16 protein-coding genes and 1 tRNA gene are annotated in these 24,888 nt (G+C 55.9%); 7 read left to right on the top strand and 10 right to left on the bottom strand.

Annotation, left to right across the window (positions count from 1 at the left end; genetic code table 11):
* Positions 1-146 precede the first annotated feature (146 nt).
* A complete protein-coding gene (locus SV7mr_RS13785; RefSeq protein ID WP_145273101.1) occupies positions 147-743 on the top strand; it encodes a hypothetical protein in 597 nt (198 codons plus the stop codon).
* A 778-nt stretch (positions 744-1,521) separates the two neighbouring features.
* Here SV7mr_RS13785 and SV7mr_RS13790 read toward each other — a convergent pair.
* From SV7mr_RS13790 to larC, 4 genes are all read right to left on the bottom strand, one after another.
* A tRNA-Gln gene (locus SV7mr_RS13790) sits at positions 1,522-1,592 on the bottom strand.
* A gap of 400 nt (positions 1,593-1,992) precedes the next feature.
* On the bottom strand, positions 1,993-5,304 hold the full coding sequence (locus SV7mr_RS13795; protein WP_145273104.1) for an efflux RND transporter permease subunit: 3,312 nt from the start codon (positions 5,302-5,304) through the stop codon (positions 1,993-1,995).
* A complete protein-coding gene (locus tag SV7mr_RS13800; protein WP_145273107.1) occupies positions 5,301-7,124 on the bottom strand; it encodes an efflux RND transporter periplasmic adaptor subunit in 1,824 nt (607 codons plus the stop codon). Before SV7mr_RS13800 ends, SV7mr_RS13795 begins: the two co-directional genes overlap by 4 nt.
* A gap of 218 nt (positions 7,125-7,342) precedes the next feature.
* A complete protein-coding gene (larC, locus tag SV7mr_RS13805; protein ID WP_145273110.1) occupies positions 7,343-8,584 on the bottom strand; it encodes a nickel pincer cofactor biosynthesis protein LarC in 1,242 nt (413 codons plus the stop codon).
* 420 nt (positions 8,585-9,004) lie between these two features.
* Here larC and ykgO point away from each other — a divergent pair, with 420 nt between their 5' ends.
* Positions 9,005-9,157: a type B 50S ribosomal protein L36 gene (ykgO, locus tag SV7mr_RS13810; RefSeq protein WP_094417406.1), complete on the top strand. Its 153-nt coding sequence runs from the start codon at positions 9,005-9,007 to the stop codon at positions 9,155-9,157.
* Positions 9,158-9,433: 276 nt separating this feature from the next.
* On the opposite strand, the gene SV7mr_RS13815 is transcribed toward ykgO, so the two are convergent.
* Genes SV7mr_RS13815 through mch form a run of 3 tightly spaced genes read right to left on the bottom strand, consistent with a single transcriptional unit; the run spans position 9,434 to position 13,120 of the window.
* On the bottom strand, positions 9,434-11,161 hold the full coding sequence (locus tag SV7mr_RS13815) for a fatty acid CoA ligase family protein (protein ID WP_145273113.1): 1,728 nt from the start codon (positions 11,159-11,161) through the stop codon (positions 9,434-9,436).
* Positions 11,154-12,125: an ATP-grasp domain-containing protein gene (locus SV7mr_RS13820; protein ID WP_145273116.1), complete on the bottom strand. Its 972-nt coding sequence runs from the start codon at positions 12,123-12,125 to the stop codon at positions 11,154-11,156. The genes SV7mr_RS13815 and SV7mr_RS13820 overlap by 8 nt, the downstream gene beginning before the upstream one ends.
* Positions 12,122-13,120 (bottom strand): methenyltetrahydromethanopterin cyclohydrolase, encoded by a 999-nt coding sequence (mch, locus tag SV7mr_RS13825; RefSeq protein ID WP_145273120.1) that lies wholly within the window; start codon positions 13,118-13,120, stop codon positions 12,122-12,124. Before mch ends, SV7mr_RS13820 begins: the two co-directional genes overlap by 4 nt.
* A 465-nt stretch (positions 13,121-13,585) precedes the next feature.
* Here mch and def point away from each other — a divergent pair, with 465 nt between their 5' ends.
* From def to SV7mr_RS13840, 3 genes are all read left to right on the top strand, one after another.
* Positions 13,586-14,170: a peptide deformylase gene (def, locus tag SV7mr_RS13830; protein ID WP_145273123.1), complete on the top strand. Its 585-nt coding sequence runs from the start codon at positions 13,586-13,588 to the stop codon at positions 14,168-14,170.
* Between the two features lie 11 nt (positions 14,171-14,181).
* Positions 14,182-15,153, top strand: coding sequence for a methionyl-tRNA formyltransferase (gene fmt, locus SV7mr_RS13835; protein WP_145273127.1), 972 nt, complete (start codon positions 14,182-14,184; stop codon positions 15,151-15,153).
* Between the two features lie 322 nt (positions 15,154-15,475).
* Complete coding sequence (locus SV7mr_RS13840) at positions 15,476-16,243, top strand: hypothetical protein (protein ID WP_145273129.1); 768 nt, start codon at positions 15,476-15,478, stop codon at positions 16,241-16,243.
* A gap of 68 nt (positions 16,244-16,311) precedes the next feature.
* Here the strand turns inward: SV7mr_RS13840 and SV7mr_RS13845 are convergent, their stop codons facing one another.
* From SV7mr_RS13845 to smc, 3 genes are all read right to left on the bottom strand, one after another.
* On the bottom strand, positions 16,312-16,686 hold the full coding sequence (locus SV7mr_RS13845; RefSeq protein WP_145273132.1) for a hypothetical protein: 375 nt from the start codon (positions 16,684-16,686) through the stop codon (positions 16,312-16,314).
* A gap of 113 nt (positions 16,687-16,799) precedes the next feature.
* On the bottom strand, positions 16,800-17,402 hold the full coding sequence (locus SV7mr_RS13850) for a class I SAM-dependent methyltransferase (protein ID WP_145273135.1): 603 nt from the start codon (positions 17,400-17,402) through the stop codon (positions 16,800-16,802).
* Positions 17,403-17,587: 185 nt separating this feature from the next.
* Positions 17,588-21,196: a chromosome segregation protein SMC gene (smc, locus tag SV7mr_RS13855; protein WP_145273138.1), complete on the bottom strand. Its 3,609-nt coding sequence runs from the start codon at positions 21,194-21,196 to the stop codon at positions 17,588-17,590.
* A 425-nt stretch (positions 21,197-21,621) separates the two neighbouring features.
* Here smc and SV7mr_RS13860 point away from each other — a divergent pair, with 425 nt between their 5' ends.
* Positions 21,622-23,724 (top strand): tetratricopeptide repeat protein, encoded by a 2,103-nt coding sequence (locus SV7mr_RS13860; protein ID WP_419187367.1) that lies wholly within the window; start codon positions 21,622-21,624, stop codon positions 23,722-23,724.
* A gap of 10 nt (positions 23,725-23,734) precedes the next feature.
* Positions 23,735-24,808 carry a MotA/TolQ/ExbB proton channel family protein gene (locus SV7mr_RS13865; RefSeq protein ID WP_145273144.1) on the top strand — a complete coding sequence of 358 codons (1,074 nt, stop codon included), beginning with the start codon at positions 23,735-23,737 and terminating at the stop codon, positions 24,806-24,808.
* Positions 24,809-24,888 lie beyond the last annotated feature (80 nt).

Consider the following 24,888-nt stretch of genomic DNA (forward strand, 5'->3'; position numbering starts at 1 on the left):
ACGAAAGCGGCCGAGCGGCATAAAAACGAGGATCCTCCTTCTGTCCATTTTGTATTGTCCCCGGCGATGGAAAGACTCTCCCTGGTGTGCGACGTTGATCGCCTCGCAACAAGCAATGACCAAACAACTTCTGGAGAAGAATGGCCATGGATCGTTTTGCACAAAATGAGCTGGATCCTTTGAACCCCTATGCAGCACCAGCAGCACCCACTGGGTTCACTCATCCTGCGGCAAACTACGAGGTGATACGTCAGGAGCACCTCAACCACGAAGCGAATATTCGTTCCTTTGGCGCGTTGTACTACCTCGGGTCGGTGGTCCTAAGTGTCGGAGGCGCAGCAGCTATGGTAATCGGCGCCATACGCATCACTGATGGTGGTCCCGATGCCGCGTTTTTGGTGATAGTGGGTGCGATTTATTTTTCAATTGGTATCTTTCAATTCTTTGTCGCTCGCGGACTTCGCCGCTTCACGCCCGTCGGTAGGATTGGTGGATCCATCCTCGGAATCATCGGTTTGGCTGGATTTCCCGTGGGAACCCTGATCAGTGCGTATTTCCTTTACCTACTGTGGTCGGAAAAAGGGACAATGGTATTTTCGGACGAGTACAAAAAAGTGCTAGAGGCGACGCCTCACATCGTCTATCGAACCTCGATCATCGTCAAGATCTTCGTCGGGCTTTTGCTGCTTGTGCTCGGACTTGCCATTGTCGGTGCGATCGCTGCCGCCCTAACCGCGGTCTAAACGCTCAACACGTGCTTCTGACATCTCCGGCGTCGTTTGACGTTGCCCTCTAAGACGCCTCTGGCTTCTCATTGAATCAGCGGCGTGGCTGAGGTGAGTCCAATTCACCGCCTGAGCAGCATGACGCTGCACAAGCGAAACGCCGCTCGTTTTGGGAGACTCTGAAAGCCGAAGCAGCGCGTCGCCGACTGAAAGATCACCCTCTGGTCTGGAAACACAGTCCCCTTGATCCACCAACAGCTGGATCAAGGCGGACGATCGTGATCACATCTTCAAGAAGTCCTCAAGCTTGAAGAGTCCCGTACAGAGACGTCGCAAGGTGATCGGCAAGCGGATTCCGATTGCCGTGGCGATCGCGAGATGATGTGGAAAACAAAAACACTTGGTTCGGGACACGAGCGTCAGCATGGACGGGCTTGCAGAAACGAGCCAAGTAAGCGGGATCTCCAGCATGCCCTGGTTCTCTGCCATTGTTTCGCCAAACGCAAACCAGCGCTGGCGATGAACGCTCTTCGCAGCGCGATGCCGGCTCTTCGCAGCGCGATGCCGGCTCTTCGCAGCGCGATGCCGGCTCTTCGCAGCGCGATGCCGGCTCTTCGCAGCGCGATGCCGGCTCTTCGCAGCGCGATGCCGGTTCTTCGCAGCGCGATGCCGGCTCTTCGCAGCGCAAATTTGGCAATCTGCACAACTCACCCTGATCTCGAAACTCCAAAACCATGGAGCCAAGACAGAAGCTCTGCGTATAAAAAAAGCCCGCGAATTGCGGGCTTAGACTCAGTTACCCCGTTAGGACTCGAACCTAAAATGACTGAACCAAAATCAGTAGTGTTACCATTACACCACGGGGCAGTGTCGCATGCGACGTGCGGGATTCTAGCAACTGATCGCCGGTTGCAGAATAGGAGACAAGCAGAACTTTTCAGGTTCGCAGCAAAAAGTTTTTACGGCTCCCGTCTCCCCCATTTCTAGGGCAATCGGCCCGTATTGGTCCGCCTGCTTCGTAACCTTATCACCCACCGACGACCACTTATCCCACGAAATAAAGGGGCTCCCGGCCGGTTCACCAAAGCGATGCAGGCCAACTCCGATGCCTGTTTTCACGTGCCATTTCCCCACTGCATTTCCCTGGCGCATTGGCCTGGCGGGCGCGGGGAAAAACGTCATCCCCAATCGCCTCTGGTCTTGACGAATTCACGCCGCCATCGAAATTCACGCCGTAGGGACCGAAGCTTGCCAGGGAGACCGCAACCTAGATCGCTTTGGATTCCAGCCCAGGCCTTTGGGCCAATCCTGCGTTGGTCGCCGGCACCGCTTTCTCAGCCGAGAAGAACCCTCGCAGGAAAAGCAATCCACGCAGATAAATCGAGTACGAAACCGGAACCAAGAACAACACCAGGCTGGTCGCCAGCAACAAACCGAAGGCCAACGACGCCGCCATGGGGATCAGCAACTGTGCTTGGAACGAGCGTTCTAACATTAGCGGAATCAGACCGGCAATCGTCGTCATACTGGTCAGCAAAATCGGCCGAAAACGGCGCCGTCCCGCCTCCACCAACGCTTCCATCGACGGGTTATCAGTACGAGCCCTGGCATTGATAAAGTCGATCAAAACGATGGAGTCGTTAATCACCACTCCTGAAAGTGCGACCAGGCCGAACATGCTGAACAATGTCAGCGGCAACCCCAACAGAGCATGCCCCCAGACAGCACCGATGAAACCGAAGGGCACGATCAGGAGGATCAAGATGGGTTGCACATAGGACCGGAACTGGATCACGAGCAACACATACATCGCAACAATCGCAACCAGAAAACCGATCATCAAACTTCCCACCGACTCGCGGCTTTGCTCTGCTTGCCCTTCCCAACGGACTTCGACGGTTTGATTGCGTTCGTCTTTGTAACGTTGAATCAGCTCTGGAACGAAACTGGCTTGCAACTCGGCAATGATGTCGGTCGCGTTGGCGGATGACTCATCGATATCGGCTGTGATGGTGATCGAGCGTTTCTGGTCAACGCGGTTGATTTCCGAAAAGCCTCGTTCTGTCGTGACTTCAGCAAGTTCATGAATCGGATGCGCATTGCTATTTTGATCCGAGACACGAATCTCTCGGAAGTTCACCAGCGATTCGCGTTCTTCTTTGGGATAGCGCACCATTAGTTTGACTTCATGGCGACCGCGTTGAAGCCGCATCGCTTCGGCACCAAAGTAAGTGTTCCGCACCGTTCGCCCGAGCTGAGCCTCATCGATGCCTGTCGCCAACGCTTGGTCTTGCACTTTAAACTGATACTCCCATTTCCCGGGAGTGTTGTCGTCCGCGATATCAAAGACTCCAAGATAGGTCTCTAGCTTTGCTTTGATCTCTTCGGTTGCGTCTTGCAAGGCGTCGGAATCTTGACTGCTGGCGAGCAATTTGAATTCAATCGGCTTTCCACCCGGCCCGACACCCACGGTGCCGTAGGTAACGCTCTCCGCACCGGCGATCTCACCGACTCGTTGCCGCCATCTTGCAATCAGATCTTTACTGTGCACATCGCGGATTTCAGTGTCATACAGTTCAGCAAAGATCTGACCGACGGCACTGCCCGATCCACCACCGCCGGCTGGATTCTGGGTGTTGGTAAAGTTTCCAACTTCACGGTACGTCAAACGAACCGGTCCGGCGATGACTCCATCGTCGCTGCCATAGATATCAGTGACGGTGCGTTTCTCTTTGGTGGCACGTTCCTCGGCAATTTCGCGGCTGACATCGCGGAGCGCTCGCTCCATTTGCTGGGTTGCTAAATTGGTGTCAGCGACCGGTGTTCCATCTGGGAAAACGACCACGGCCTGCAGGAAATTGTTATCAACTTTAGGAAACACAATCCGAGGGACGATGCCACTGGTCACCAATCCGATGGTCGACAACGCCAACAGGGCCAAAATTCCACAAGGCAGCAGTGGGTACTTCAAGACGAATCGCAACGCCGGAACATAGTAGCAATCACAAAACCGCTCGAGTCCCCGTGAGGAGCGTTTCGAGCAATAGGAGAGCACTAACCCAATCGGGCGAAGCGGATAGGTCACCACCGCCAGGAACTTAAAGAACCCTTTGTGCGGATGCGCCAAGTGACTGGGCAGGACGAAGATGCTTTCCCAGAGCGACAACAATAGCATCGCAATCACGGCGAAGGGGATCACTGCCATAAACTTGCCCATCACGCCACTGACAAAGAACATCGGCGAAAACGCGATGACAGTGGTCATCACCGATGCGGTCACCGAGCCAAAGACTTCGACGGTGCCGTCAACGGCGGCTTGATGAACGCTCTTGCCCATCTGGCGGTGCGCGTGGATGTTTTCACCGATCACGATGGCATCATCAACCACGATCCCCAGTGCCACCAAGAAACTGAACAAAGAAAGCATGTTCAGAGTCTGATCGCCCAGGCCGAGAAAAATCCCCGCACCAAGAATTGAAATTGGAATGCCCAGCGCGACCCAGAACGCAAGTCGCATGTCCAGGAACATCGTCAGCACCAAGAACACCAGCAGCAAACCTTGCAAACCGTTTCGCTGCAACAGCTCCAAACGACCACGCACCTCCGTGCTGGAATCGTTCCAAACTTCGAAGCGATAACCGGGCGGCAATTCATGACCTTCGACGTACTCGCGAACCGAAGTCACCATGGCCAGCAAGTCTTCGCTTTTGGAGCGCAGCACGTTGACGACCATGGCAGGTTCACCATTGATCTCACCGATGGAAGATGAATCATCAAAACCATCAATGACAACGCCCAAGTCGTTGACCGTCAGCACGACGTCATCGCGAGTGACCAATGGAATCTGTGCGATCTCTTCTCCGATGTGGCTCTTGTTCTTTGCACGCAGTAGGATTTCTTGCCCCTGCGTTTTCATCTGCCCGCCGGGCAGTTCAATGTTTCGCGAGCGAATTTCGGCGGCCACGGAATCGAGTGTCAAGCCATGGCTGCGCAGTGTTGACTCGGGGATTTCGACATCGATTTGGTAGGGCCGAGTGCCCATGATTTCGGCGGCCGAAACGCTGCTTAACGTCAGAATATCGTCGCGGATGCCTTCAGCGACCTCGCGAAGCTTTAACTCGCCCTCCAGAGTGCGATCATCTGGACCAATGATGCCGACTCGAATCGCTGCATCACGGAACGTGATCTGCTGAATCTCTGGATCTTCAGCCAGATCGGGAAAGCTGGGGATTCGATTGACTTCGCGATCGATCTCCCCGAGCACCTTCTGCACGCTCGGCACATCGGATCGCAATTCGCAAAGCACGAATGCACCACCTTCGCGAGCGATCGAGGTCACTTTCTTAATGCCGTTGATGGACCGAACCGACTCTTCGATCTTTTGGCAGATCGCGACTTCGCAGTCCTTCGGAGTCGCTCCAGGATAGGCGACGGTGACCATCACGACTTCCAGTTCAAACTCTGGAAAGACTTCGCGACGCATGCGATAGAGGGACAGGCCTCCGATCAGCATGACAGCGATCATCAGCACATTCATTCCGGGGCCGTTTCCGATGGCCCATGCAATTAGTCGTTTCATTTCTCTACGTTCGCCCTTGCGGCAATCCCTTCTTGAGGCACGACGCCTAATTGCGACAGCACAACGTAATCGCCGTCCTTGATTTCGCCATCAGCGGCCTGACAGACCCAATAATCACGTTTCTTTGCCCGCGTTGCAAAGGCATCCGCATTGGCAGGTTCGACCAACAGCGATTCAATGGGATACAGCGACTGGGAGGTTTTCACCCATCCAGCGGTCCACGATTCTGGATCAAACGCGGCCTTCGATGCCAGATCGGTCCCTTCAGTTAGTCCGCTGTCAGCACCCTGGCTTTCCTGATCTTCTTGGAGTTGTTTCTCTTCTTGCTCCTTGGCCAAGGCCACCAGATCAATGTCTTTTTTCTTGGCCTCAGAAATCATCATTTCCGCTTTCTGTGTCAGTTCCTTCAGCCTGGAATCGAACGCCGTTTGATTGGGCGTGAATTTCCATACTTTGTTGCCTGGACGCAGCGCCTTAGCGGGGACAATCACTAAATCGTCTTTGGGATCCAACTGCAATCTGACTCGCACATACATCCCCCGCATCAGAGCGTTGGTTTGATCGACCATGATCGTTTTTCCAGTGACCGCATCACGCACCACGGAGGGCTTGTCAACGATCAGACGAACGGGGACAGTCCTTGTGCTGGGGTCCATTCCCACGCCATCATAGGACATCAACATGGCATCCCAGTGGCGCACGACGCCTTGGCGACCGGCAACTTTGTATTCAATGATTGCCTTGGTTTGCGGCAACTCATACTGCGTCAGTTGATCATTGCCGTTCTGATTGATGACCCAGTAAAGTTGGTCCATCCTCAGATTCGCGGCCACTTCGGCTTTGGAGGTATCTTCGATGGTTACCAACACGGTTCCGCGATTGACAAAGGCGTTGACATCAACCCTCTCGCTGGAGATCACACCGCTGATCGGACTGTGCACTTCGCAACGAGCCAGATTGGTGCGAGCGACGCGCAGGTTGGTCTCAGCGAGCTGCAAACTGGACTCAAGCCGATAGCGGGTTTTATTCAGTAGATCGCGTTGATTCTGCAGCTCAAGCACTTGCTGTTGGGACTGAATCAACGCTTTTTTCGCTTGATCAATTTCTGCGTTGCTTGCGAATCCGCCCAGGTCGATTTGACGTTTCAGATCCGCCTGCTGCAGCATCTCATCTTTCTTGGCAAGCTCAATCGAGCGATCCGCGTTGACCACTTGCTGCTGGACTTCAGCCAGGGCATTTCCTTCGCGTTCTTTTAGCTTCGTCAGGCGATCGACTTCGAGCTGATAATCAGTGTCATCAATCTTGATCAGCAAGTCCCCTTCACGAACGATCGTACCGGGCTCGCAGATTGGCATTTTCTCAACGACGCGGCCGCTGACTTCAGCCGCAACAAATGATTCAATAAATGGGACAACATTTCCATCAACCATCAATTCCAGCTGAAGCTCGCTGCTGGCAAGCGATCGAACCTGTTCAATTCGCGTTTCTGGAAGCGACTGCAGGACCGAGGCAGCGTCTAGTTGGGGCGGCAGCTGCGGATCAGCGGTTGCCTTGCCAAGCAACTTCATGACCGAGATGCCAGCGACAACCAACAGAATGGGGATGGCAACGTTGTAAAGCAGGAAGCGATCCCAACGAACGGGACCTGACCCGCTAAGGGAATCCGTCGGCGATTTGGCCGCCTGCAGGGACGACGTCGACGCCTGTTCGCGTTCTACACGAGAGGTGTTCTCAGATGCCAAGTCTTCCGGGGACTCGGCGCTGACCACTGGATCTCCAGCGTCAGAGTCTGTGACACTCGGTTCAGTACTACTGTGCATTCGTCTCTATGAATGTTGAAGAAAACATGTCCGAAATCGCTGTGTAGGGCCACTTCCGTAGACCAGCAAGAAAAGTCGCCGACTGGACATGATAATTGCCGAACCGTTCATCTCAGCAGGTCATCTGGTTGGCTTTTACCAGGATAAACCTTGGATCACGCTGAAAGTCGCGATGTTTTGATGCTCTGGGCGAGTGAATCTCGACATTCTGGCACGTTTTACACCGGTTCGACTCTTTCATTATCGCTCAATGCAACCCCCTCGGCATAGTGGCGGATTGACTCTGGCGTCAAATCATGTTGGTCGGCCATTCGACAGGCATCATCATGCTCGACCTTGATACGTTGTTCATGGGCGGAGATTTGCACGGATTTTGCCGGGATGGTGCCCCAGGGCGTGTCAATGGTGATGGTCTGACGCGGCAGCAAGCTGCGCTGACAGATCCGCTTGCGCAAACCGATGGTCGGGGAAAACCGAAACATCACCGTTTCAAGCTTAGAACTTAATTCAGGGGGCGCAATCACAGAAAGCACGACACCGGGACGCCCTTTCTTCATGATGCAGGGGATCTGAGTCACATCTAACGCCCCCGCATCGAACAACCGATTGACGCAATCCGCGATCTGTTCCCCGCTGGCGTCATCGAGATTGGTTTCCAACACGGCGACGGAGTCCGACTGAATGACCGTTGGCTGGCGAAATTCACTGATCGATTGCTGTTCACTGGTATCGAGCTCCCCGCGCTGACCGATCAGGATTCGCAACATGTTAGGCTGTTCGGGGAAATCCGCCGTGCCAGCTCCATAGCCAATCGATTCGATTTGTAGCGGAGGCAGCGGCCCAAAATCGGTCGCCAGCTGCTTGATGATCGCTGCCCCGGTGGGCGTGGTTAGCTCTGCTTGAAGACTAGAAGCAGCCAGCGGAACGCCCTGCAAGATTTCAGCGGTGGCCGGTGCTGGCACCGAAACGCGACCGTGATCGATCACGATCTGTCCAGAGCCAACCGGAACTGGCGAGGCCATTGCGGCCGTGATGCCAAGAGAGGTGATCGCGACGGAAACACCAACGATATCGGCGATCGAATCAATCGCGCCGACTTCATGGAAGTGAACCTTTCTGAGAGTCGTGCCGTGAACCTTGGCTTCTGCCACCGCGACGTGCTGAAAAATGCTCTTTGCCAGCTCTTTGGCCTGATCGTCAATCTCACCAGCACTATCGATCATCTCGGTAATGTGGTGCAGGTGCCGGTGAGCGTGCTCGGGGGGATGTTTAACCTGCAAATAGAGCGCTCGGAAACCGCATTTCTTGACGTCCTGTGTCTCCAGCTTCAGCTCCGGCAACCCCATCGAACACAGCGCTGCCTGAATTTGTTCCTGATCCGCCCCAGCATCGATCAAAGCCGCAAGCGTCATATCGCCGGCAATTCCACTAAGACAATCGAAGTACGCGAACTTTGCCATGATTTGTTTTCCTAACAGAGCGAACAGAAACTGTGTGAGAACGACCGGCGCCGCAGGTCAAGCACCTGCACCGTGAAGACAGTCTTGGCGGTCACCCTACCGATGCAAGCGGGTTGTCAAAAGCAGGCATCTGGCAGTCAGACGACGAATTCGGCGAGAATTGTGTGACTTCAGGACAGCGTTGGCGACAACAAATGGGCTGAAACAGTGGCCCATCGGCAAAAAAAGTCGCGAAAACGGGCTTTCACAGGGATCGTCCCCCACAGCCACTTTGCACGAGGCCTCGGGATCGTTATACTCCGCCACCCTAATGCGAAACCAGTCGCGTCCTGTGAAGATTGGCTTCACAGTGAACGGAATTATTAAAACGCTCTGGATGGTTACGCTCTGGAGCGAGCGTCACTCGGTGAGAAAGGTCAGATGAAAGTTGTCAGCAGCATCGGCGCGTTGAAGTACCGCCATCCTGATTGCCAGGTTGTAAAACGCCGCGGCCGCGTTTACGTGATCTGCAAAAGCAATCCAAAATTCAAAGTCCGCCAAGGCGGCGCGAAAGTCAAAAAGACTCGTCGCTAAACCGATCGTGCCTCGCACGAACCAAACGATTCAACAAACGGCGTCCAGCATTGGTCGCCGTTTTTTGTTGGCTCAATGGATCGCTCGCGACCAGCACTGGGCCAAAGCGTTGGGATTCGTCTCCCCCACAAGCCGCCCGGCACAACCGATATGCCACCGGAAACGCAAGACCTGCCCCGGGGTGCGAACGCGCTAAGATTGCCTGCTCAGTAAGCTCGGCCTCTGGCCCAATGGAGGCCCAAAGCAGGCGATGTCGTTGCTGCTGAAGTTCCGCCGCTACTGAAGTTCCGCCGCGAGTCGCTCACGAAAGATCTTGCTGTTGTGGCGAATGTCCACCGGCAAGGGTTCCTGGCGCAGGATGATCTCATCGATCGATTGAGTCAGCGGGTTGCGTTTGGCCAGCGTCTGCAATTCAGCGATCAACGCCTGCTGAGCCGGTTCATCAGCTGGTTGCTTTTCCGGATACAGCTCGACCATGATCACCGGTTGCTGATCACCGGGTTGCCCGCGTCCGACCAACGCCGAGCGATAGACGCTTGGATGAGCATTGAAGACCGCTTCACAGGGAACGGTGTACCAGGCTTTTTTGCCTTTGGTCACACGATGCGCTTTGCGACCGCAGAACCAAAACCGATCTTGAGGATCCAGGTAGCCAACGTCTCCCATGCGGTGCCACACTCGATCGCCATCAGCGACTTTGTGCATCGCGTTCTGGTCCGCTCGCACCACGTATTGCCGCGTGACCATGGGGCCGCTGACCATGAGTTCACCAATTTTGCCCTGAGGCAATTCTTCGATCTGGTCGATGGAATCGAGGGGTCCGTCGTCAACGCGAATCACTTTCCATTGCACACCTTCGAAACGATTGCCCACGCAAACGCCCTTCCCTTTTGCTGTTGCGGGACCGGTTTCGCTGATCACCTGGCGCGATTCGATGGATGCGATCGGCAGTGCTTCGGTGGCGCCATAGGGCGTGTAAATCTTGGCGTCTTCATCCAGCAGTTCTCGCAAGGCAGCCATGGTCGCAGCGGGAACCGGCGCACCGGCGGACAACACGCGCCGCAGATGGGGAAAAGGATTTTTCACTTGATTTTGCTGGCACCAGCGAATCACAGTGTTCCAAAGCGCCGGCGATCCAAACGCTTGATCGAACTCCCAGTCCTCCGAAGCGTCGATCAAACGTTGTGTGTTGACTTCCGCTGGCTTGGTAGGATCCATGTCGGGGATGATTGTGGTCACTCCCATGACTGCGTCGAAAAGCCCAAACAACGGGAAACAAGCCAAATCACGTGATCCACGATGGATGTCGTAGCGTTCTCGAATGCGATCAATTTGGGCGTGAAACGTGCCGTGGGTGTACTGAACGCCTTTGGGCGGCCCGGTGCTGCCGGTAGTAAAAATGATCGCAGCGGGATCGGGGCGTTGAATCATCGGCAACTCGACGTCACTGCCCTTCCCTAGCTGAATGATCTGATCAAGCGTCTTGCCACCCCAGCAATAACGCTTGCCGACGGTGACATTCCAGCGAGCGTCTGGGAAACGCCGTCGCAACACAGTACGAATGGCTTGCGCTTTGGGGATGCCCACGAACCCGTCGGGCTTCGCATCGGAAAGACAGCGCACCAAGTGCTTGCGACCAATGCCCGGATCAATCAGGATCACGACGACACCTGTTTTCAGCAGCGCGAAAACCAATTCGATAAACGAGGCGCTAAAGGGCACCAGCATCCCAATCCGCATTCCCGGTTTGACGCCCCAAGCCAGCAAGCCCTTGGCGATATCGGTACTGCGTTGGTCAAGATTCTCAAACGTCGTCAACGAATAACCTCGCTGACCGCCCGAACCAACTGTCCCATTTGATTCAGCGATGGAGACTGCCGAGGGCATCAACGTCGCCACCAAGGTTAACCGTGATGCGACATTGCCATCACGCACATTGCTGCGGCTTTGTTCTGCCTGGTCATCGCCAGAACAACGATCGGAGGTGGGTTCAGGTTCATTCATGGTTTTCTGTTCGCTCGGCTTCCACCAAGGTCTCGATAATCCAATCGGCAATCGAAGGTTGGTACACCGCTTGGGTGGCTTTCCAACCGGGAATGGAATTGACTTCCAAAACAAGCGGCGGCCCATTGTGCTGATCGATTAAGTCTACCGCCGCAAAGGTCAACTTGAAACGGCGGGTCACCTGCAAAGCAAGCTCACGCATTGCCGAATCGATTTCAACGGCTTCGGTTTTAGCACCCGCTGACGCATTGGAGCGGAAATCATTGGCATTGTGTCGCCGCACCGCCAGAACACGCTCCCCGATCACTAACAACCGCAGATCACTGCCACCGGGCGGCACAAACGCCTGGACAAGAATCACTTTGTTGAGTTGTTCCAAAGTCGAGAAACACGTCCAAGCTAACTGCCGATCGGTGACTCGCATGACGCCGCGACCTTCACCACCGAAGATCGGTTTCACCACGCAATCGCCGCCTAACCGATTAAACGCCTGCATCGCTTCACTGCGAGTTTGAACCACTCGCGTTGCCGGGGTGGGACAACCTGCGGCGGACAAGCGGGCTTGGGTCGCGAACTTATCGATCGCCCATTCTAGCGACCGTGGCGGATTTACGATCAAAGGGCAACGATCGGCCAAGCCATCGGCCAAGGCATGCAGTGCCGCCAATCGAAAGGTCACTTGCTCAAGCGATCCCACCGGCATGGTTCTGGTCAGGACTGCGTCGTAGTCGGTGAACTGAACGGCCTCGGCCGGTTCGGAAGGATGCTCTTGCAGTGAAATCGGCTGGGCCGCAGCATGCAAGCCACAGTCTTTGCCAGACACCGCCAATGTCCCTGACACCGTTTCCCAGGGAGCCGCTTCGATGACATGCCCCATCCTATGGGCAGCTTGACGCAGTTGATCCGCGTGCCAACCGTAGGGCGCCCCCAGGACCAACAGTCGCTGCTTGGGCCGAGCACTCATGAACCCATTCCAAACGACGCTCGCATCACCGCTGGATTCAATTTGCCTGCCGAAAACGTCTTGCCTGTTGCCAGGTTATGAAAGTGCACGACTGCCGGACTAAACAGCGCCGGATCGACTTGATAGAAGTCGTACTTGTAGTCGGCAAAGATCTTTGCAAACGGTTGCCCGTAGTCCTTTGATGAACAACTGGGCATTTGCTGAAAGACACTTTCAATGGCATCGTCACTGCAATCCACCCACAAGGTGACCGTTGCTCCATACAGCATGGCATCATTGGTGCGTCCGATCCCAGCGACACTATCGCCCGGTTTTGCTGGCGGTGGCAAGGGTGCAATGGCGCTACCGCTGACAACCGTGTTCAGGTCGAACTTCAGGTCGTGCAGTTTGTGCATTGCCGTTTCAACACTGCGTGCAACCACCTGCACCGTCCCTGCGATCGAAGTGCTTGGCGCAACGGCAAGGGTCAATTGGTCCGGACGAACTTGGCAATCAGCTGCGATCAGTTCAATGATCTGGTCGGTCGGCAAATGATCCGACTCCAACACGCCGGCGACCTCAGCGCAGCGGGGAACATCGGCAAGTTGATACTCTTGCAATACATCCTCTTTGCCACGCAGCAACCGCATCGGTCCGCTGCCCATGGCAAAGTACTTCTCGTGACTCACCGGCCAACCGGCATACTGGCAGCCCAAGCAAGACAACAAGGGCAAGTCAACGTTCACGGTCACCGCATTAGCGGCGACCAAGGCGGGATCGGACTGAGGCACCACTTGCACGTTGGCGAGCCCACCCATGCAGCCTTCTGCTAACGCCACCCCGGCCTCCAGCGAACCCTTGACCTGCACGCCGAAATCCAGCACCGTCGCACCGTGAATCGTCTGCTTCTGAATGCGATGCGATCGAAGGTTGCTGGCAAGCGACTGCCAGCGCTGCTTGGCAAGTGAATTGGGTGTCAATAAATCGGAAGCGTCTTCCCAACACGAATCATTCATTCTGGAGAACCTGAGAAATACAAAGCTGGAAAGCGTGATAACGAGCCAACCACTGCTTGGCCGTCACCTGACAGGGCGATCAGACTGACAGGGCGGTGTCATGACAAAGCAACCATTGGAACACTTGATGCGGAGAACGCTTGCACCCCCGCCTAGCGGAGATTCATTGCCTAGCGGAGATTCATTGCCCGGCAGAGTGTCGCAGCGGGAACCAAGCGTTTTCGCCAACCCAACCGGTCATCTTGCCGCGATCCGTTGTTGCCGCATCAAGTTGCGGGCATTTTAGAGCAAACCAAGCTCTGGTGGCAGTAGTGCAGAAAGGTTCAACTGGACCGATTTCGCTCCACCAAAACCGCTGAATTTCCCTCTTGAAAACGATTCAGCCGGCTTCACCGCCTGACAAACCGGCTTCCATCGGTCATTCTATGGACTGTCAATGTTTTGCCGCCAGCATCCAAAATCACCATGACTTTAGAAGTTATTCACTACCCCCACCCGACGCTTCGTTTCAAAAGCAAAACGCTGAAGAAGGTTGACGCAGACCTGATCAAGATTGCCGACGAAATGCTGGATCAGATGTATGAAAAGAATGGGGTTGGCTTGGCGGCCAATCAGGTCGATCTACCGATTCGCATGTTTGTTGCCAACCCCACCGGCACCAAGGGCGATGGCGAGGAATTTGTGATTTTGAACCCCGTGATTCAACATCCCAAGGGTTCCGTTTCCATGGAAGAAGGCTGCCTGAGCCTGCCAGGGGTCAACGGCGAAGTCACTCGCCCCAAGAGCATCCATCTCAGTGCGTATGACATCAAAGGCAACGCGATTGAGACCACGCTGGAAGGCTTCCTGGCCCGCGTTTTCATGCACGAAATCGATCACCTTGACGGCACCCTGTTCTTTGATCGCATGAGTGACGTCAATGTTGCCGTCTTGCAACCTGAACTGGATGAACTGGAAACCGTCTTTCGTTCCCAGCAGAGCACCGGCACGATCGAATCAGATGAAAAGCTGATCGAAAATCTAAGTCAATGGACTGAGAAGTACTGCTAAGAGAATCGCCGATGCCTCTGAAAATCATCCTTATGGGAACCGGCCCCTTTGCCGTGCCGGCGTTTGACGCGATTCGGCAATCCGAGCACGAAGTCACACTGGTGGTGACGAAGCCGGAGCCACCGGTCAAAAGCCGCAAAGGTCCGCCACCTGCACCGGTTCGAACCTGGGCCCTACAGCATGAACTGCCGATCTTTGATCCGCTAAGCATCAACGATGACGAAGCGGTTGAACGACTCAATCAGTTTGCCGCCGATCTGCTGGTTGTTTGTGATTACGGTCAGATTCTAAAACCCGCCGCCCTGGCGTCCGCAACGCTCGGTGGAATCAACTTACACGGCTCGCTGCTGCCAGCCTACCGTGGCGCCGCGCCCGTGCAACGTGCGCTGTTATCGGGTGATGAAATCACCGGCATTTCCGTGATTCACATGACACCGAAATTGGATGGCGGACCACTCCTGTGCACCGCCGAGACGCCGATTCGCGATGACGAAACCTCGGGACAACTCGAAGAACGCTTGTCCCAACTCGGTGTCGATCCGGTCATGCAAAGTCTTGAATTACTGATCAACTGGGATCGCGAGTCAACGATTGGCCAGCACCAAGATCCGGACAAAGTCACCAAAGCAGCGCGCCTTTCCAAAGCCGAAGCCCAGATTGATTGGACGCAGCCCTGTCGTGAAATCGACTTGCTGGTTCGTGGCATGCAACCATGGCCGGTGGCCTATTCGCTGCTAAAGGTTCGCGATAACAAACCCGCACTGCGAATGACCGTCCTAGAAGTCAGTCGCGTCCCCGCCGCTGATCAACCAACCTCTTTGTCCCCGGGACAGATCACCGGTGGCAAGCAACTGCAAGTGGTGACGGCCGACGGAGTGATCCAAATCGAACGGCTCTGCCCCTCAGGCAAACGCGAAATGACTGGCGAAGAGTTGATGCGCGGCTATCAACTGCAAGCCGGCCTGCAGTTTGAGTCTCCCTAAAACGACACTTGCCCGTTCGTCCGCGCAGTCTGTTTCGCTCGTCAACCTTGCTGACCTGATCCAGCCAGCCACCCAGCCGGCCGGCTCTGGCACGGCGCCGGCTGTCAATCGCGACACGCTGGATTAACTGTTACAAGCGATATAGAAACAGCGACTCGCTGGGAAATCAGCGCTTCGATCCCTTCCTGCTCTCAGCAGGTTGCCAGCAGATCCGAAACAGGAATCAGAGCACTGGCGAAACCCAACTGCAATCACACTGAACGTGGTTTCGCTTTTCGAAGGACCGGATTATTTCCTCCCTATTTGATCGGATCCTGGTTTCATGGACGAATCCACACGCAGTTCCCACCTCTGGCAACCTCCGCCTCACCGCGCCAAGCGGTTGCCCCAAGCGATCTTGATGACCACCGCGCTGTGTGTGTTGACAAGCGTCGTGAACCTCGGCACCAGTTGCCTTGCACTAGACAACGCTTGCATCCGAAGGCATGCACGCAACCTGGGCATCGGCTGGAGTGATGGTTACCACACCTGTCGCTACAGCGGCCCTCGTCACCATGCTGATCTGCCGCCGACCGGATACTCCGATCCTAAGTGCTCCAACCCCTGTGGGTCGCAGTGCCAGGACTGGTGTGTGCAGCCCTGTGACTCCATCGTCGATTGCCAGCCCTGCCTTGGACGCTGTTGCAAACTGCCTGACTGGTTACAAAAGAAGCCTGACTGGTTACCAAAGAGGCCCTGCTCAGCGGATTGCGATGGTGGCCCCATCCCCGTGACGTCCTGTGATGAAATGGGATGCGACAAAGTGCCTGAACCGTCCAGCGTTGTGATCACCGCACAGCCACAAGCATCGCAGCCACAAGCATCGCCTAGCTGGGTGGCTGCCTTGCCAGAAATCGAATCGCCAACGGTTGACTTCACAGCCGAACATGTCGCAACGCCAACGATCAGCCTGCCGCGTTCACCAATCCGGCGTCTGCCTTCAACCATCAGCGGCCTGCCTTCAACGATCGCGACTCAAGACGTGCAATCGATTCAGCTAAAGGTTACCGAGCGACCAACGGCCCCCGGGACCGTGCGTCGCATTCGATAAACTCCGATCCTAGAATTGGGACGCAGTCGCCTCTTGTCGAATGAGAGGCGACCATGCAATCACTCCAATCAATCTGGATTCACCCCGGCAGAACGCAGCCCCGATTTCCACTGCGAATAAACAACCAACACAAACAGCAACTGTGGAACCCAGACGAATACGGTCCCGATCGCAATGCTCAGGTAAACCTCAACAGCCCCCCAAATGATGCCGCATGTGAACATGCAGGCCAAGAAGAGAAACAACAAGAGTCCACTCGCGATCGACCTCCGATAGCGTCGCTCTGCAACGCCCCGCGAAAATGATAGAACAATCGAAGGAGCAAATAAGTACCCCATCACCAGAACGCTGACCGTGCCGGGAAGACCAATGGCTTTGGCAATTGCGAACACAAACGCACTGACCAGGGTGATGACGACAAGGTGTCTAATGGAGAATTGCATCTAGCGGGCGTATCCCTTGGCTGGCTGATAAACAAATCCAAGCTCCCTGCAGAAGCAAGCGAGCTGGTGTCCCAATGCATCGGGGACAGAATAACATTCGTTGGCACCAGGCGTCAAATTGCAACGCTGACTCGGCGCAGCTGCAAACGGCTACCGCCGTGATAGGTCAGGTACCGAGCCCCGTGTTTGCAATGCTGTTTTACCACCGACGCGAGATACGTCTGCTCGGACGGCCAGGGATAGCCATAAATGAGATCCGCCTCACGCAGCGCTGACAGCCCTTTTCGCGCAGCGGCGCTCATTTCAGACGTTTGGCCACCCTCCCAGTCGCGATAACTGCAGGGAATAAACTTGGTGGACAGCTTGCAGGCCGTCGCCAGCTGGTTCGATAGCTCACACAAGCCAGGCTCGATCTCAATGCCACTGGACTCCACGCCCAGCAGTGCTGCGATGTTGGCCACGACACCACACCCACTCCCGAGCTCAACCAACCGCAACCCTGGCCGATTCAGTTCCTGTATCTGCTGCTTGATGGCATGAAAGGCGATGTAATAGTTGCTGTTCACCAGCGAGACAAGTCGCGTTTCATCGGCGGATCTCTGGTCCCAGATCCGCTGTGCTTGATCAATCAGATCCGTCACAGCAGCGGGGACAGGATCCCAGCAAGCAACAACCGGGACAGAAACCAGCGATCGGTAGGTCAGGGAATCAGACATGGTCAATGGCTTGAGACTTCTATCCTAACAAAGTCTGTCAAAGATACATAAACGCATCAAACGGGCAACCGTACCGAGTCAGCACTGGAATCGCAAACTCCCGGAACCGTGAAATCCTGGCACAGACTGGCAAGCACTGCTCTCAAGCACTGCCCAAACTCTGTCCCCAAATCCAGTCCACTGCATCACGCTGCATCTTCACTGATTTGGCCGTCTTCGCTCACGTCTTCAAAGCGAATGGACACTCGTTTGCTAACGCCTGACTCCTGCATGGTCACACCATACAAAGTGGTTGCTGCGGTCATTGTTTTTTTGCTGTGAGTCACGACCACAAACTTACTGTGATCCAAGAACTCATTCAAGACGGTGACGAAGCGACCAATATTTGCTTCATCGAAAGGCGCATCGACTTCGTCCAAGACACAAAACGGACTGGGTCGATACTGAAAAATCGCCATCAACAAAGCGACTGCGGTCAGTGCTTTTTCACCACCAGAAAGCAATGAATTGCTAAAACTGGGTTTACCGGGCGGCGTGGCGATGATTTCCACGCCCGCTTCCAGCGGATCCTCGGATTCCTCCAGCACCAGGTCCGCATGCCCACCGCCAAACGACTTGCGGTACAAGGTTTGAAAGTTCTGGCGGATCGCTTCCAAGGTGTCCAAAAACAGCCGGCGGCTATCGGCATTGATCCGGCCAATGATTCGCAGCAACGAATCTTTCGCAGCAGAAAGGTCTTCGTACTGGCCGCTCAGGTGATCATAGCGGGACTGCAGGCCTTCGAGCTCGGCCAAGGCTTCCATGTTGACGTTGCTGGTGCGTTGCAACTGATCACGCAGTTTGGTGATCTCTTCGTTCATCGCGTTGCGATTTTCAATCTCAAACAATTCTTCCGGCGGATCGTCGTGATGCAAATCGATCTGATAATCTTCTTTGATCCGATCGGCCAACGTGGTTTGACGCATGGTCGCGTTGTCGCGTTGACTGGTTAACGCATGCAAACTTTCACTGGCCTTGGCGGTGTCATTGATAACCTGTTCGGATTCTTGATTGATCTGCCGCGTGCTCTTGCGGACCGTCTCGGCCTGTTGGGCAAGCTGATGCAACTGGGTATCGAACTCATCGCGTTGAACCACCAGCTTTTCAAGCTCTTCTGCCGACGCATCAAGGCGTTCGTTCAGTTCCGCCAACCGCTGATACCCCGTCTCGGCCTGGAGCACGGATCGCTCCACCGATGACTCGTGCTGATCCTGCACGTGCCGCAGTTGACGAAGGTTTGACTGCAGCGACTCATCGCGTTGTTCGACGCGGGCAATTTCAACGCTGACGGCGGTCAGTTCACCGATCGCATCTTGCAAGGCTTGCTGAGTTTCAGACAGTGTTTCTTCGATTTCTGCAGCTTCAGCAGACAAGGCTTCTGCATGCTGCTTGGCTTCGCCGATCTGCTCATTGAGCTGTGTGACCCGCTGCGTCGCCGTGTCGACGAGTTGCTGGGATTGTCCCTGTTCCTGCAACAATTGGCTGTGCGTGCCGCCAGCCGCGGCAAGTCGTTGGCCAGCGTGACGTCGCTCGGCCTCCGCGGCAGCCAGTTCGGCGACGAAGTTGCGATGCGCGATCTGCAATCGCCCCAGTTCGCTGGCATGTTCGTCGACTAATTGTGCGAGCCCCGCGATCGCTTGATCGTTATCAGAGATCTGCAATGTAAAGCGTTCGATTTCCTCGGCCGCAGCATTCAGTTCACTGCGGCGACTGATCAGTCCCGTCGAAGCGGTGGCGGGACCGACGATCATCGTGCCGTCACTTTCCAACACTTCGCCCAGTCGGGTGACAACGCGTTGACCTGGACCGGCGATCTGTTGCACCTGCAGTGCGGTGGCGATGTCTTCGACCAGCCAAGTCGACGCCAGCAGGTGCGAGAACAAGCGTCTTTGGTCGGGATCAAACCCAATTACCCGATCGGCGCGGCCGATCACGCCTTGCAAACCTTCGAGTTGAATGGGGTTTTCAATCGGTGGTTCCGGCAACAGGTCACAACGAATGATGCCCACACGCCCTTCGGCCGGCAAGCGACCACTGCAGATCGCGTCGGCCAGGTCAGCGGAGTGCGCGACCAGAAACTGTGCTCGATCACCCAATGCGGCGTCAATCATCGGCGCCACATCAACGTCCGCGTTGATTAAGTCAGCAACCATCCCGTCAACATCGGATTCCAGTGCGGCAATGTCTGCTTGCCTGCTGTTGCCGCGTAACTGATCCAGGACCCCCAGAACGCCACTGGCAACTCCTTCCTGACGTTGCTGTAAATCCTCAAGAACCAAATAACGCTGCCGGGCGCCTTCCAGTTTGGTCCGCAGTTCAGCGGTTTCCCCACTGCGTCGATCAAGGACTTTGCGCTGCCGATTAGTAATCTGCTCGGCGACATCTACCTTCTCACGCGCTGAAGCGACGTCGGCCTGCAGCACACCAACACGCTCGGCTGTTTCGTGGTCTTGATCCTTCGCCGTCGTCAGCGCTTGCTCGGCTTCGGCAATGCGATCTTGCAAGCTTTGCAGAGTCCGATTGCCTTGTTCAATCTCACTTTCAAGACTTTGTCGCTGGGACTCCATTTCGGCGGCTTTGCGAACCGCATCAACTTGGTGCTGCTGGTTCAACTCACGCAGCTTGACGATCTCGTTGGCTTCACCTTGAATGCGATCCTGCCGGACTTGGACCTCGTCCCGCTTGGCGGTAATGGTGTCAAGGCTTTGTGTGCTTTCTTGCAGCGATTGCTCTAGCTCTGCAATCTCCTGCTCGCGCTGTGCCGCTTCGCGCTTGAGCGTTCGTGATCTTCGCAACGAGTTGGCGATGGACAAACGCAGGTCCGCCTGCCCCGCTTGGTCAGCATCGTTGCGTCCAGTTAATGTCGCAGCGCGATCGGCACAGCTCTGACGCTGCGATTCAACCTCCTTGGCTTGCTCGGCAATGGCTTGCAATTCAAGCTCGGTTGCCTGGCGTTCGGCGTTGATCTGTTCACGACGCTCCTGTAACGCGTCGACGCCGATTTGGGTTTTAGCAAGCTCGGCTTCGTACTGCTCTAATTCGTCCGACAGCTTCGCCCAATCGGTCCAGGCGGCAACGGTACGCAACTCCTTGAGACGCTCGCTGGACTGCCGATAACGCTCTGCCTTTGCTGCCTGAGAGCGAACACTCTTGAGACGCGATTCGACTTCATCAACGATGTCTCGAAGCCGAGTCAGGTTGGACTGCACACGCGTCAATCGCCGTTGCGCTTCCTGCTTCTTGGCTTTAAAGCGACTGATGCCCGCGGCCTCTTCGAAGATCGCGCGGCGATCCTTGGCGTTGGCCTGCAACATGCGATCGACTTTCCCCTGCTCAATCAAGCTATAGGCATCGATCCCAATCCCAGTGCCGCGAATCAAATCGCGGACGTCCTTGAGCCTGACCGACTGCTTGTTGATCAGGTATTCGCTTTCCCCACTGCGGTAGACTCGGCGAGTGACATGAACCTCGGGTGCATCGACCGGCAGATTGCCCGCGGAATTGTCGAACACAATGGTGGCTTCGGCAGCCCCCGCTGGGGCCCGTGTCTGCGACCCCTTGAAAATGACGTCAGACATTTCCTTGCCGCGCAGGCTCTTGGCACTCTGGGACCCTAGAACCCACTTCATCGCATCAACAATGTTCGATTTTCCACTTCCATTGGGCCCCACCACCACGGTGATCCCATCGGGAAAATCGAATCGAGTGCGATCCGCAAAGCTTTTAAATCCGGCCAGTTCGAGCGCTTTGAGCATGCCGTGGAACAACGAGGGTATTTAGATGACGATTCGGAGCCATTTTGGTCAAAGCATTGCTAACAAAACAGTCGAACACTTAGCGAAAGGTTAGACGATCTGGCGCGAGCTGAATAGAAGCAAGATTCGTTTGACCGGTGCAGTTTCGCTTACACCAGGCAATTTATGCCAAATAGGCAATCAGGGAGGTGTAAATGACCTTGCGTGGTCCTCGCCGCAAAAGGTATTTGCGAGCTTCTTAACGACTTTGGTTTCCAATGCTGCTTCCTTCAGGACAAGCTCGCCTCTTCAAAATTCCACTGCGGCTTGGTGACAAAGACCGCGGAAACGCTGCCTGCTGCGCAACATTGGACGCGGCCCGGAGCTCAAAACAGCGAACTTCATGGTGGCGGCGCTGCGTCCCCCATCCGATTGTTTCTATTTTATTGCCGCTAGCACTTTGGGCAACAAGTTTTGCCTCACATTTACAGGCCCAACAGGTCTCCGATCAAAGCCAACAGGCAAGTGACTCAGCAGGGCCCACACCCCCACCGGGCAATCCCGCCACTCTGGACTTGCACCACATCCATTCACTGATCGCCGCGGGCAAGAGTCGCCAAGCCGCCAACGCCTTGTTGGCTTCACCGAGCAGCGTAGCCCAGAGCCCCAGTCAAGGCGACGCGGAATTCGGCTCGACTGATTCCATCGCGGCAGTTCAGACCATCGTCAAACTACTGCAATCCTCAGCAACCGGCGAGCCGATCTCGGCCACAGAGCGACTGAAGCTGGCACAACTCGGTGACGAGCTTTTGGGAAAGGGGCCGCAGACTGAACAGCCTCGCATGCTGGCGGTCCTGCTGAGAACGTCACTGGCAAGGGACCTGACCAATCAACTGGCAACGGTAACCGACCAAGACCTGCGCACGCAACAGACACAGCAACTCACCGACCTGCTGCTGCAAGCGATCACCGACCTGACAGATGACCAGACCCAGACGCCTCCCGGTTTTACATCGGCGGTACTGGACGTTGCGATGCGTGCGGCAGGTAAATGCTTGGCCCTTGGACATCACCGCACCGCGGAAGCGATCTATCGCAAACTGATGGCGACGCCTACCAGCGGAGCTTGGGGAAATTTAACCTCTCCGTCACGCCAACTGGCTCGCCTGGGACTGGGCTGGGCTCTGGCAGGACAAGCTGACCGCAACCAAGAAGCCGCCGACGCACTGGGCGAATTCCTGCGATACAGCCCCAGCCACCCCGACGCACAAAATGCTGCCTCGTTGCAAATTGAATGCCTGCGACGCGCCGGCAAAAGCACCGATGCTGCCGCACGAGAGATGATCAAGCAGTGGCCGCAATCAAAACTCGCGATTCAACACGTGCAACAGCTTTTAGCGCAGATCCCCTCGCACAACGCCAGCACGCCGCCACGAACGCTCTCGGCGGAAGTCGCCTCATGGCTTGCGATCGCACCGAATGCGGATCGCTGGCCCATCGAACTGGTCGCCCAGTCACTTCGGTGGCCCGTCACGGGGACCGAATCCGATGACACCATCGACCTGCTGGGGAGACTGAGACGCGAGGACCGCACCGGACGCCACACCGCTTGGCTGCTAAGCGAACTCGACGCGACAGCGCGACAAAATGCAACCGATTCAGCAACCGATACGGGCATCGAACATCGGGCAACGCTGGAACCGGAGGCCATCTTGGTCGGCCACCTCAGCGACCCCGCCAGCACCGTCATGGCGTGCGAAGCCGCCACCCGGTGGGCAGCACGAAACCAACGCTGGGAACTGCTTTCGGTGGCCGCAGACGCAATGCCTAGCGACCAATCGCACGACCGCTGGACGGAACACACCGAGCGACTACTGGCCGAAGCCCTGGTGCAAACTGGACAGCGCGGACCTGCAATCCGCTTATGGCGACGCTTGGTCCATGAGCGGAACTGCACGGACTTCCCTACCCTGCTGCGCTACGCCGAATGCTGCGTCGCCAAAGCACCGCTGGCGGAGGCCAAAGAAAGCCTTGCCACCGCGACAGCCTCCCTGGAAGGGGTTGAACCCAACGACAGAAGCCAACAAGAGACTCTGCTGAAGCTCCTGCAGGGCGATCTGTTTATCCGAAACGCCCAGTTCGACCAAGCTCGCAGCCTTTACCAGACCGCCATCCGCGACGCAGAATCTTCTGCAGAATTACGCGCCCGGGCACAGTGGATGGTCGGAGAGTCCTATTTGATGCAGCGGCAGTACGCAACCGCGATCGACGCCTATCGGCGGGTCGAAGCGATGCAACCCAACGGTCCCTTTGCTGCAATCGCTTTGATACAGGCGGGAAAAAGCTTCGAGCAATTGGGGCGGACACGGGACGCCGTGCTTTGCTATGACGTTCTCATTGAGCGGTTCGCGGACAGCCGCTTTGCTGGAGAAGCACGTAAACGACTCGCATCATTGCCAACCAAACCACTTGAAAAGTCGTTTGCACCTGGGGAAAACCAGGACGGCCCATCCGGCGATTTCCCCACCACAGGCACTCACTTGCGTTGAAGGATCAACCATGCCACGAGGCAGAACTTCGAACTCATCCAGCCAGCTTCAGCTTCGTCCCTCGACGCGCCGAAGCCATTTCCCTGCGCTGGCATCACGCGTCTTGCCCATCATGGTCTTGGCCGCCGGATTGATCTGGCTGGGCAACACGCTGAATCAGGCACACGGTCAACAAGCGGGCTTTGGACAGCCCTCCCCGGCAGGCTTTGCCCCCCAGTCGCAACTGCAACCGGCGCCAACTGCCCCCTTTAATCAGTCCAATTTCAACGGTGCGTCGCAACCGGTTTATCAAACCGCTCAAACCGCACAAAACGCACTCGGTGGCGGCAACGTGCAGTCTGCAATCCCACCCGCGCCAGCCCAGTCAGAAACGGGGACGGAGCCATCGAAAGAGAGCGCCGAGGCCGAAACCAGCTCGGGGCCGTCCTTGATCGCCCGAGTCATGTCCGGCGGATGGCTGATGCTGCCTTTGGCATTGTGCTCCTTGGTGGTCATGGCGTTGTCCATGGAACGCTTGCTGGCGCTGCGACGTGGCCGAGTGATCCCCAAGCCTTTTGTCCACCGCTTCACCGAATGCGTCGAAGATGGCGTGCTGAGCTACGACGAAGCGACCGAACTGTGCAAAGAGTTTGAATGCCCAGTCAGTGAAGTCTTTCGCGCAGCTCTGCGGCGCTGGGGACGCCCGATGCTGGAAATCGAACAAGCCGTCATGGACGCCGGTGATCGCGTCTCTGATGGATTGAAAAAATACCTCCGCGTCTTCCACGCCATCAGCAACGTCGCACCGCTGATCGGATTGCTGGGAACCGTGATCGGAATGATTCGAGCCTTCGAGGCCATCAATGCTCAAGCGAACATCGGTCAGCCCGATATGCTTGCCAGCGGCATCAGCGTGGCGCTGATCACCACCGCCGGCGGCTTGTCTGTGGCGATTCCAGCCTACCTGGCTTACATGTACTTCAGTGCTAAATCAGACCAATACCTGGGCGAAATTGAGAAGCTCTGCCAACGGGTGATCGATTGCATCAGCGAAGAAAACCTCGAAACCACTTCGTCTCGATCCAGCAAACGCCGAGCTGCCTAAATGCAGGCGGTCGCGAATGCGATCGGACCCATTGCGACCTCCATCTCAACTCACCTAGCGAACGACAGACCAACCCGAGC

The organism is Stieleria bergensis, from assembly GCA_007745635.1.
Lineage (GTDB): Bacteria > Planctomycetota > Planctomycetia > Pirellulales > Pirellulaceae > Stieleria > Stieleria bergensis.

Excerpts from the sequence above, each read along its gene's own strand:
- def (WP_145273123.1), top strand. The coding sequence starts at position 13,586 with ATGACTTTAGAAGTTATTCACTACCCCCACCCGACGCTTCGTTTCAAA.
- SV7mr_RS13815 (WP_145273113.1), bottom strand. The coding sequence starts at position 11,161 with ATGAATGAACCTGAACCCACCTCCGATCGTTGTTCTGGCGATGACCAG.
- SV7mr_RS13820 (WP_145273116.1), bottom strand. The coding sequence starts at position 12,125 with ATGAGTGCTCGGCCCAAGCAGCGACTGTTGGTCCTGGGGGCGCCCTAC.
- ykgO (WP_094417406.1), top strand. The coding sequence starts at position 9,005 with ATGAAAGTTGTCAGCAGCATCGGCGCGTTGAAGTACCGCCATCCTGAT.
- SV7mr_RS13845 (WP_145273132.1), bottom strand. The coding sequence starts at position 16,686 with ATGCAATTCTCCATTAGACACCTTGTCGTCATCACCCTGGTCAGTGCG.
- SV7mr_RS13785 (WP_145273101.1), top strand. The coding sequence starts at position 147 with ATGGATCGTTTTGCACAAAATGAGCTGGATCCTTTGAACCCCTATGCA.
- SV7mr_RS13850 (WP_145273135.1), bottom strand. The coding sequence starts at position 17,402 with ATGTCTGATTCCCTGACCTACCGATCGCTGGTTTCTGTCCCGGTTGTT.
- fmt (WP_145273127.1), top strand. The coding sequence starts at position 14,182 with ATGCCTCTGAAAATCATCCTTATGGGAACCGGCCCCTTTGCCGTGCCG.
- SV7mr_RS13840 (WP_145273129.1), top strand. The coding sequence starts at position 15,476 with ATGGACGAATCCACACGCAGTTCCCACCTCTGGCAACCTCCGCCTCAC.
- mch (WP_145273120.1), bottom strand. The coding sequence starts at position 13,120 with ATGAATGATTCGTGTTGGGAAGACGCTTCCGATTTATTGACACCCAAT.
- SV7mr_RS13865 (WP_145273144.1), top strand. The coding sequence starts at position 23,735 with ATGCCACGAGGCAGAACTTCGAACTCATCCAGCCAGCTTCAGCTTCGT.
- smc (WP_145273138.1), bottom strand. The coding sequence starts at position 21,196 with ATGCTCAAAGCGCTCGAACTGGCCGGATTTAAAAGCTTTGCGGATCGC.
- SV7mr_RS13795 (WP_145273104.1), bottom strand. The coding sequence starts at position 5,304 with ATGAAACGACTAATTGCATGGGCCATCGGAAACGGCCCCGGAATGAAT.
- SV7mr_RS13800 (WP_145273107.1), bottom strand. The coding sequence starts at position 7,124 with ATGCACAGTAGTACTGAACCGAGTGTCACAGACTCTGACGCTGGAGAT.
- larC (WP_145273110.1), bottom strand. The coding sequence starts at position 8,584 with ATGGCAAAGTTCGCGTACTTCGATTGTCTTAGTGGAATTGCCGGCGAT.